This is a genomic window from Candidatus Poribacteria bacterium (assembly GCA_021295755.1).
Taxonomy (GTDB): domain Bacteria; phylum Poribacteria; class WGA-4E; order WGA-4E; family PCPOR2b; genus PCPOR2b.
In genome coordinates, this window is the sequence record JAGWBT010000113.1 from 1 (window position 1) to 9981 (window position 9981).

Annotated in this window: 7 protein-coding genes; 1 reads left to right on the plus strand and 6 read right to left on the minus strand. The window is 47.9% G+C overall.

Features of this window, described 5'->3' with window-relative positions; genetic code table 11:
- Window positions 1-342: 342 nt before the first annotated feature.
- The 6 genes from J4G02_15995 to J4G02_16020 all read right to left on the minus strand — a co-directional run bounded on the left by J4G02_15995 (window position 343) and on the right by J4G02_16020 (window position 8840).
- Window positions 343-1119, minus strand: coding sequence for a HEAT repeat domain-containing protein (locus J4G02_15995; protein ID MCE2396066.1), 777 nt, complete (start codon window positions 1117-1119; stop codon window positions 343-345).
- A 342-nt stretch (window positions 1120-1461) separates the two neighbouring features.
- Window positions 1462-2736, minus strand: a complete 1275-nt coding sequence (locus tag J4G02_16000; GenBank protein ID MCE2396067.1) for a PKD domain-containing protein — start codon at window positions 2734-2736, stop codon at window positions 1462-1464.
- Window positions 2737-3961: 1225 nt separating this feature from the next.
- On the minus strand, window positions 3962-5026 hold the full coding sequence (locus J4G02_16005; protein ID MCE2396068.1) for a HEAT repeat domain-containing protein: 1065 nt from the start codon (window positions 5024-5026) through the stop codon (window positions 3962-3964).
- A gap of 434 nt (window positions 5027-5460) precedes the next feature.
- Window positions 5461-6318 carry a phytanoyl-CoA dioxygenase family protein gene (locus J4G02_16010; GenBank protein ID MCE2396069.1) on the minus strand — a complete coding sequence of 286 codons (858 nt, stop codon included), beginning with the start codon at window positions 6316-6318 and terminating at the stop codon, window positions 5461-5463.
- A gap of 37 nt (window positions 6319-6355) precedes the next feature.
- Entirely contained in the window at window positions 6356-7036 is a 681-nt protein-coding gene (locus J4G02_16015) for a cyclase family protein (GenBank protein MCE2396070.1), read from the minus strand.
- A gap of 421 nt (window positions 7037-7457) precedes the next feature.
- Entirely contained in the window at window positions 7458-8840 is a 1383-nt protein-coding gene (locus tag J4G02_16020; GenBank protein ID MCE2396071.1) for a HEAT repeat domain-containing protein, read from the minus strand.
- A gap of 316 nt (window positions 8841-9156) precedes the next feature.
- Between J4G02_16020 and J4G02_16025 the strand changes: the two genes are divergently transcribed.
- Window positions 9157-9780, plus strand: coding sequence for a hypothetical protein (locus J4G02_16025; GenBank protein MCE2396072.1), 624 nt, complete (start codon window positions 9157-9159; stop codon window positions 9778-9780).
- The last annotated feature ends 201 nt before the right edge of the window (window positions 9781-9981 follow it).

Here is a 9981-nt window from a genome sequence, read left to right on the forward strand (position 1 = left end):
GCTCATACGCTATCTATTTATCTGAATCAGCTATCCAAAAAAGAGGCGTGTTTACAGATTAAAGAGTTGGCTTTTCCTCTGCCATAGTAACTAGCATAAGACCCTACTACTTAATTGTTAAAACACAGCCTAGGGCTTCCTTCACCAAGGTTCGACCCTACAGCTGACCAAAAATCTTCGGCTGACCCTCCGCTAACGGTGCTACTAGCAAAACGATTGACCTACTCCCAAAGCTGAAGCATGGGGATTGTCTCAGGGGCTGTCATTCAAGGACAGTGAATGTCATTTTTTGCCGTCGCTATCTACGAAAGAAATCGAACGAGGCCTGCCTTTTTCTCTTTTCTATTTGGACTCAGACTTCGACGCTTTTTTCGGTCTTGGTCCATATTTTTCAAGAAGCCTCATACGTCTATCAATCCGCTCTAATTCTATAGAAGCCGCTTGAATCACCCGTTTCGCCCGCTCAGTTGTGTCCTCGGGCTCACTTTCTGCAATCTTCCTCAAGACCTCAGCGATCCTATCTATTTCATCCCGTCGGAGAAGTTCTCCTTTAGAGTGATACCCCCCGCAAACCCGAAACGAAATGGGGTCATCTACAAAATTACTTTTAATTATCCAACGTTCTACTGTTTTTGTCACTATAGCAGGCTGGGGGTTAGGTTCCTCTAGAGAGGTCATAGCCAATTGGCCCAATATCTCAACGGCTCTGATTTTTAAGCGAGGCTTAAATTTTATAGAGGAAGTGGAATTCCAATCAGCCCTAGATTGCTGACCACCCTTGCTTTCATTGCCGAGGAGTCGAAGCAGCGGTTCCATTACGCCTCTATCTTGGATTCGCCCTAGTGCCTCAACAGCAGAAATTGAATCGAAGTTGTTTGAACCACGTTCAAGAACCTTCGACAAAATTGGCACACCCTCATTACCGTAAAAGCCGAGACACTCCATTGCTTTGATCCGCTGATCCCTTGGCGCAGATAAGTCTTCAACGAATTTCTGAGCATGTGTTTTCATTGGAAGTTTTGAATGATCCTCCCAACACCTTCTTACATAAAAAGCTTCTAAGATGGAAGGAAAAGCGAATAGAGCAGACAGTGTGACCCACAAAAACAGTCTTAACATGGTTCATTTCTCCATAGTATTACAAATTCTCGGTTCAATCGATGACAGATTCGGACGTCCACAAAAAAATGTTAACGGAACCTAGCAACTTGCGTTAACATAAGCCAAAAAAAACTACAATGCGGTAGACCTTTCAATTCTATCAGCACATCCATTTTGCACCTGCATTACGTTACTCTTCTGAAGGTCTTGTTGCAGCAGAAACAGGGATTAAACAAACATCAATCATGCTAGTACGATACCATAAATCCGTTGTTTGTCAACTAACATTTTACTGTTGCCAATCCTGCAAATGCTGTAAATAGGTCGAGATTCACATCTCGACACTTATCTGATTGAGTACTAGTACTCGAAATTAGGTGGAGGTATACGCTCAAACCTACGGCGTGGATCCGGATCAAAATACTTAGAGACTGGGTGACGCTCAAATTTTGTTCTAACCCTCTCTAGTTTTGTGTTTAAATCCATTTGGATTTGATCAATGAACTTTTGAGCAACCCCGCCCGTATTCTGATATTTGACCTTATCCTCCGCCCAAGGGTTTATTGGGTCATTACTTATCTGGTCAAACCCTTCACCCATATGGCTTTTATAGTGTCCATCTGGATCTTCTTCAACTCCTTCATGAATACGTACAGACTGATGCAGCTTTTCCATGTAAAATGGGAATCTTCTCCCATCTGGTAATAGTCGATTTCGGTTTGCATTATGCCTATAAAACGGGTGGTCTTCATTGGTTAGGGCAGGACTTATATGTATTTCCATATCCCAAGCATCTTCTCCAAGAGGGGGATTCTTAATATATACCCAGCCATTATTTGGGCCAGAAGTTATCAATGAGCCGCTAGCGCTTGCGGTTGGTATCGTAAAGCCTGTTGTGCCTGGGGCCACTGTGTGTCCTAAATCGCCGGCACTTTCCGGCAATTGCTCTAACGTACCATATCCATCAACTGGTTCCATCGGGGGCTCAGGAAAAGTATCTTCCCACTCCCTAGGTTGTACCGTAGTTTCAAGGGATTTCGTAAAATCCTCGTTGTTAACAGAGGCTGTAACCTCTACAGTACCACTCACAGCCATTGCCCCGATCCAAGTATTGCGTGTTCCGGTATCCCCCGGGATTGGCAGCCCATCTCCTTCCGCATCCGTAAATTCCCAGCTAAAGGTTGGCTCCAGTCCATCGGGCTTTACCGTTGCCGTATATTTCGCGGTCTCACCTCTCGTCACTGTCGCAGGCCCCTCCAAAGTGAGCTCTATAACCGTTATGATAACGTCATCACTCGCTTCGACTAGCTTGCCGTTAGTATCAGTGTAACTGACAGTCAGTCTGGCGGTCTTATTGCCGTGCGTAGTGTAGGTGTAAGACGCCGTCATCCCATTGCCGACCGCTGTGGGATTCGTCTCATCACCAAAAGTCCATTTGCAGTTGAGCACAACGCTGGCAGGGGCATTTGAAACCGAACCAGTGAGCTGGACTGTGTCGCCTTGAGATACGATCTGATCGCTTCCAGCATCAGCAACAGGCGGTTCGTTATAGGATGTAGACCCGCTTCCGGCGGTAGACCTCGTGCCGCCGCCCTGCGTGTTTCTTAGTCTTCTAACCATTGATGGAAACCGCATCGTATTTCTCCTTTGCTAACTACTGTTTAAGCCGTGTGGAATTGTCACCACCGACGCCAATCTATCTTAATCTCCAAAGTTCGTTTGATGCTCCCTAAATTTCGCATCGAACGCCCCCAATAATCAACCCGTATCTATCCTCAAAATCGACCAATTTTTCAGCGTCCGTTAGCACCTCAAACACCGAGAAAAGATCTGTCAAATCCCCACCCAAGGCCTGAAACACGAGCATCTTGTGAGCAAAAAAAAGGTCAAGCCTCAGCTAGAAAAAGGTGTCGTCCTTCACTAAGGTTTGACCTTCGTTAATTCTCTAAATTGTTAAACCAGCAACTATAGGAGGCTTCCTGCACCAAGCTGTGACCCTACAGCTGACCAAAAATCTTCGGCTGTCCCTCCACCGCCACTATCCGATGATTCTGAATCTTAAAGATATAAAGTCCATAACGGTGCTTCTGACGAAACGATTCAAGTGACGCAATCACCTGCTCGTAGTCCGATATATTTAGTTTATCATGTTTATCACCATGTCGCAATGCCGATTTTTTTTCATTTAGGGTCATTTATGGTGAATGAGACAAATAAGTGGACATTTGCCAAAGTCCCTCTTCATTCCCCCCTGACAAGGGGGGTAGGGCTTTAGGTCATTATTCGTAGGTACAGATTGCCTAATCTGTACATCGAGGGCGGGACTTAGGTCGTTGTGCGTGGGTACAGATTTCCGTTCGTAGTAGCGCAATTCATTGCGCGTTCTTATCGCCGTTTGCAGTTGCCCTTCATTCCCCCCCGCTTGCGGGGGGCTAGGGGGGTTGGCTTCACTGTGGGAGGGATTTCCAAATCCCGATAGCCCAATCTCCCGGTTGCAACTTTTCAAGCAAAATGGTTAAAAAGCCGAAAACTGAATAGCCCTATCGCTCGGCTTGGATAGACATATCCAAGCCATCTTTGCGAGGCAGTAGCCAATTTGTCAATCCACTACGGCACCACGAACCGGAGCCTTACACAAAAAAACCCGACCAGCGCAGTATCAATTCCGATTTATCGGAACAGATACCGCCCCAATCGGGGTTGATCCATTACTGATATTTTGTTGGAGCCCGTTCGATTTTGTATAATCAGCAGAAACTATAACAAAAGCCTACATACCCACTGTTTGAGATAGAAGAAAGGTGAAAATCGTTTCATTCAGGGACGGTGAATATCATTTTTTGCCATCGCTACTGATTTCTTATTTCGGTTCAGCCAGCAAAACTTTTTCCCAGGAGTTCCAGTAATCTGGCCCATATTTTTCAAAAAGTGCCATACTGCTCTCAATCAGCTCTACTCCTTCATAAGCCGCTTGAATCACCGGTTTCTCCCCTGTCGACCCTATGGGCATCCCTACCCACCCTGTTTTGGGTGCCACTTTGTACTCTGGCTCACTTTCTATAATCTTCTTCAGGAACTCAAGGATTTGGACTCGATCCGCCATGTTGACCCTTCGACTCTCTGGTGGTCTCATGACGTCAATTGCCGAAAATTCGGCGTGATACTTCAGGAGTCGAGCGTAGTCAGGCATATTTGCAAAGTCCACTAGCACCCTTACCGCCTGCAATTGCACATCGGAAGCAGAGGTGGGACGTGATATGATATCGAGAAAAGGCTCAATCACCCTTCTGTCACCAGTCGAGCCCAAAAGGTTAATGAGCCATATCGCACTACCGTTCTTTTCTATTTTTTCTTTCAACCTCCCAATCAGGAAAGGAACAGCAGTGCCACCAGCATATCCTAATCCGTAAATTACTCCTCTACTAATGTTTTTGTCCTCAGTCCAAGCAGTTTTTAACAAAGGAACCGCCGCGTCCCCTGCCAGCTTCCCTAAGCATGCTGCTGCTAAACTTCTCACCCTCGAAGATGGATCGTTCTGCAAGCGATCGGCAAGAAGGGGGATCGCTTCGGGATTCCTGGAAAACTTCAGTAAGGAGATTGCACGCGTTCTCACTTCAACGGAGTTATCATTTAGCGCGGATTTTAATAAATTCACCGTGCTGGAGGAGAGGTATGCGTTATCCGAGAAGACCAAAGCCCTACGTGCTTCCCCATACATCTCTTTATTGTGTAGATTGCGAGCCACCTTTCTCACATCAACCGTTTTCTCCTTCTCCTCTAAAGTTGACGGATATCGTTTGGTAATCACATCAACCTGTTTCTCTTTTTCAGGGAGCTGATCGGCAACGCTTATACCCGTTACCAGGAAATAGAAGTAGCACAATAGTAGACCGAAATAGAAGGTTGAAAATCGTCTCATTTTCATGATAATAAATCTCCTTCCGACTTACGCAGTTAAACGTTGAGATTTGGTAGTTCGACACTTCAGTGCCAATGCGGGGCAAGTCCGATCCCGTTTCATTCCAGCCTGCCCCGATCCATCCCGATGTATCGGGACAAGTCGGGACAAGTCATACTAGGGGGACGGGCGAGGAACTGCAATAGGAGATGCGTAAGCCATGACCACATATTATATCAGATATCCACACCTCTGTAAACTATGGTGAATGAGACAAATAAGTGGACATTTGCCAATAACTCCAACCTTGGTGAAGCTTCAAAAGTCCCCCTGATAAGGGGGATTTAGGGGGTTGGCTGTGTATCGGGAGTATCTAAGTAATTCTAAAATCTATCATAAACTGCTTGAAAATGGGCGAGATAAGCTCACCCCTACCATACCTAAATGTCAACACGCTCTAGTTAATCGGCACCGCTGGGGGGACCAATTCTGGGGAAGAAGGGATCTGTGCACGGGTCGCCGTGCTTCACATAGGGTCCGAGTTGGGCACCAATCAGATTATCTCTGCCATGCTGGTTATAGGTCGTTCCACCGGGCATCATGTTGAGCGCAATCGAGAGGCGCGGTGCATCCGTCCGATTGGGGCCTGAACCGTGAAAGGTCAACCCCGTATGGAAACTGACTTGACCCGCTTTGAGTATACAAGGCGTTTCCATCCACCGCCGGTCACCTTGAGAAAATCTTTTTTCCGAAGCGTGTAGATCCTTATTCGCAAAGCCAGCAGCGTCTCTAATCAATCCCCATTTATGTGACCCCTCAACAAAACACATACTTCCGTTGGACAGATCGGTATCCTGTAGCGCAATCCAAGCCGTGCAGAAGGTGGTAGAGTTGAACATGGTCCAGTGGGCAGCATCCTGATGCCAGCCAACATTGCCATCCGGAACTTCCGCCGACTCGGAACCGGCCCCCGGTTTGTAGAGGACTTGGTCATGCACCAGACGGACCTCCTGAGCCCCCATCAGTTCGGAAGCTAGATAGCCAATCTCATTGGATCGGATCAATTCGCGGATTTTGGCGTTCACCCACCAACCGTTGACCACATGTGCCAACTTCGGACTTTGCGGATCGAATTTCGGTGGTTGTCCCCAGTGCATCGAATCGAAATCTCGCTCACCGCAGATGGTGCGATAGACCGCATCACGCAGCTGCTCTACCGCCGCGTCATCGAATAACTGGGGGCCAATCCAAAACCCTTGGTCGCGATATGCTTTCCGGTCTGCTTCTTCCAATTCGATGCCGACCGTCTGAATTTTCATGTCTATGTTTTATCCGCTTTCAGAAGAACGGTTACACTCAAACAAACGCAAAGACGCGGGTCGGGGCACCGGAACTCCGTGCTAATTTCATCGGCGCAATCGCCACGTGAAAGTTTGTCGGCAGTTCACTCAGATTACAGAGATCTTCGACCTGCGGGATACCAGCCCCCAGAAAAACGAGATGGGCGGGTGGTAGTCCGTCATGCTGCGGCGGATGTCCAGCCATCGAGTCGATGCTGCAGGCGTCCGTTCCAATCGTTTTGATCTCTTTCTGAACAAGCAGCCTCGCTGCATCTTCGCTGAACCCAATCCATTGACGGTTGAAACTATCTTGGTACGCATACTGATCCATGCCGGTCCGTATAAAAACGATGCTGTCTGGTGGAATATCACCGTTGTCGGCGATCCATTTTTCGATGTCTTCCGCTGTCACAGCATCGCCCGGTTTCTTCACTTCTGACAGATCTATCAGCACCGCAGCTCCAGTTAATTTGTCTTGCGGAATTTCTGCGACGGTGAATCCCTCAGCGTACATCAGGCAAGGCACATCAATGTGCGTGGCACAATGCCCGGATAAATCTACTCGGCTTTCAAAGTACCCATCCTTGTCGATTGTTGCTGTGTCGTAGATCTTGACAGGGTCAATCGGCAGCTCGCGTGGGCTGTTTTCATCGACTGTGTAAGAGAGATCTATTACTTTCTGAAAATTGATTTGCATTGTTATTTCCTTTTGTATTATTCGGTGGAGTAGAAATTGAGCGGGGTTAAGTCATAGATTTTACCTTTTTAATCTACCAAAGTCAAATTGCCTAATTTTGAAGTTCGCATTTGTAGTAACTCCACACCTCACTTAAGGGACAGTTCCCTGTTGTTTACCGCATTGTCCTAACAACGATTGAAATTGCCACTACAAGCACCAATCCAATCGCAAAAACACGGGGATCATGTAAAGAAATGGTGCAACCGAAACCGATTGAGCTCATGAGTTCACTCGTTTGTTAATGAATCAATGAACAAAGTGCTTTCACGCTTTACGAATCACGTTTTACGCTTTTGGTGTTTTGCACTTTCTTTTAACATGAACCAAACACGGTATCTCCCTACCTGAAACGCAGTTGGAAAATACACAGTACCGTCGCCTAAGACCTACTTACTCGGTCGGTCACGGAGCACCAGCGCGTCCTCATCAGAAATTGAAGTAGAACCTCCCGTGCTTCCGGCGTACCGATGCGATACAAGGCATGAACCGCATCGCCGCGAACATACATATTTCCATCAGAAAATACCGCCTCCAACGCACTGACGGCATCCGCTGCGTGAGGACCAATCCGCGCCAATGCAAGAGCTGCATCCTGCCGAACCCGTTCATTCTCATCCCGTAGTGCTGCGCTTAATGCAGGGATGGCTGTTGACTCTCCTTGACTGACTGTCCCTAACGCCTCCGCTGCATGGAAACGAACTCTCTCCGATTCATCTTCTAACGCCGCCACCAATGCCGGAGCGGCGGCTTGTGCGGGAGAACCAATATCACCCAACGCTTCCGCAGCGATCTCACGAACCTGTGCATCTATATGTTCTAAGCTACCGATGAGCGGGTCAACCGCAGGGGCACCTATCGCACTCAACGCATAATACGCATTTCGACGTATTGCCTCGGATTCGTTCTCGAACGCTTCCATTAACGCAGACGCCACTGACTCTCCAAATTCGCTCAGCGCATAAGCAGCACTGAGACCCTTTGACTCAGAACCATTTCCCAACCCTTCGATCAGTTCCGGCACAGATTCCATCGATCGACCGTAACTTGGCATATCCCCATTGGTTTTCCCATAATGCCAATCCCAAACATGCCGGAACATCTTTTGATGTGTATCGTTACCAATCGGTTCGAGCTGATCCCACTCAGTCTCTACGCCGTTCCATGAAGGGGATTGTGGCTCCGACATGCGGGCAAAGAGGAACTTCATCATGTAACGGTTCTTGTCGGTATGATTCGGCATAGCGCGGTGCCAAAGATCGTAATTCACAATCGCCACCGTGCCGGCTTTGCCACAGACTGGAAATTCGTTACTGGCGGTTGCGCCGTCAGGGGTATTATAGTAGTGGCTCCCCGGAGCGATTGCCGTGGGTCCGAGTTCCAGAGGCGTATCCTGTGGATAGTAGAAAACCAACAATCTTCGAGTGTGATGCGACCATTCTTTACCGCTATCTTGGTGCATCCGCTGCCCCTCACTCTGTGGTTGGTTAAAATGAGCATGGCGGTGGGGCTGCATGTAGTAATCTTCACCCAAAACACTGATCAACCCCCCGATAACCTGTTTTTCATCGAAAACCGCTTGAATCTCAGGGATTTTGGGCAACAAGTTATTCCCCGGATTGCCCTCCTTTTCAAACACTATTTCGGTCTGATCGTAAACGAAATCGTGAAAACTCTCTGGGAGGTCTGTGTTGACGATCACATAGCCGTTAACGATGAAGTGCCGCATCTGTTCATCAGTGAGCAGGTATTTCTTATCTATCATTTTTCTCTCTTTTCCTTCCGGCTGTGAATCTGTTCAATGTACGATCCGATAAAGGGTATCAGAACTTAAGCTGTCACGTCAACCGGGAAAATGTCATTCGCGCAGTAACTGCTAGCTTACGACAATTCCAAAAGAATCAGAAAATTTTTCTGAACAAAAAGAGGGCATCGGCGTCTAAGGGTTGAGCCGTAAATTTTAACGATGCGCCAGAGAGGAGATTCAAATGCGTCGTCCGTACACTGTTGTATTGATGTGCTGTGCTATGAGCGTGTTGTGTTTCAGTTTGCACCCCTTGTATGCGCAGGAGAAAAAGCGCGTGGACCGGAAGGAAGTTGAAGCACGAGAAAGCGGTGGAGATTTCTATCGCGTTATCATCGAAAATAACCTGTTCCGTCCACTGGGTTGGCAAAGACCAAACCGAGATCCGGAATACGCATTGGTCGCCACATGGATTGGCACACGAGGAACGGTTGCAAAAGCTCTCGTGATGGAACGAAAATCCAGCCAACTCTATTATGTAGCCCAAGGAGAGAAGGTTGGCGACGCAATTGTCGAAAACATTGCAGCGAATCAGGTGAGCCTCAAAGCCTCAGATAACATTGTAACGCTCAAAGCGGAATCAATGCAGTTTCTCAGCGGTTCAAGCCGTTCAGGAGAAAAACCAGGTGGAGGCGGAAACTCTGAAGCTTCCGCAGAAGGTCCGGGTAATGAACGCCGGGCTCAAAGAGCAGGACGGCGTGGGGCTAATCAGGAGCGCGACGCGCTGCGCGAGTGGTTACGCACCGCCTCACCGGAAGAACGTCGTCGGAAGCTAGAGGCAATCCGACGAGAACGTCAAGGTAGTCGTGGCGGTGGCAGAGGCAGGAATAACGACGGCGACAAGAAGAGAGATTCCAAAGACGAAGATGAAGTAGACTGGGAAGAGATCAAAGGCAAATAATCCCAAAAATCGCCGTGGACAAGCGATTCAGCCTCCATAATTCGTAGGGAACAACGATCGTTGTTCCCTGCACGCATACAATTCCTTCCGTCTTTGTCCCCTTCTATGGCGTAAGTCCTGTTGTTTAATTCTACTGCCTAATGCGTGCTTTCCCGACTGGTTAAGGGACACCACCGAGTCCTCATCAGGAAGCGAAGTAAA

Excerpts from the sequence above, each read along its gene's own strand:
- J4G02_16015 (MCE2396070.1), bottom strand. The coding sequence starts at position 7,036 with ATGCAAATCAATTTTCAGAAAGTAATAGATCTCTCTTACACAGTCGAT.
- J4G02_16005 (MCE2396068.1), bottom strand. The coding sequence starts at position 5,026 with ATGAAAATGAGACGATTTTCAACCTTCTATTTCGGTCTACTATTGTGC.
- J4G02_16020 (MCE2396071.1), bottom strand. The coding sequence starts at position 8,840 with ATGATAGATAAGAAATACCTGCTCACTGATGAACAGATGCGGCACTTC.
- J4G02_16010 (MCE2396069.1), bottom strand. The coding sequence starts at position 6,318 with ATGAAAATTCAGACGGTCGGCATCGAATTGGAAGAAGCAGACCGGAAA.
- J4G02_16000 (MCE2396067.1), bottom strand. The coding sequence starts at position 2,736 with ATGCGGTTTCCATCAATGGTTAGAAGACTAAGAAACACGCAGGGCGGC.
- J4G02_15995 (MCE2396066.1), bottom strand. The coding sequence starts at position 1,119 with ATGTTAAGACTGTTTTTGTGGGTCACACTGTCTGCTCTATTCGCTTTT.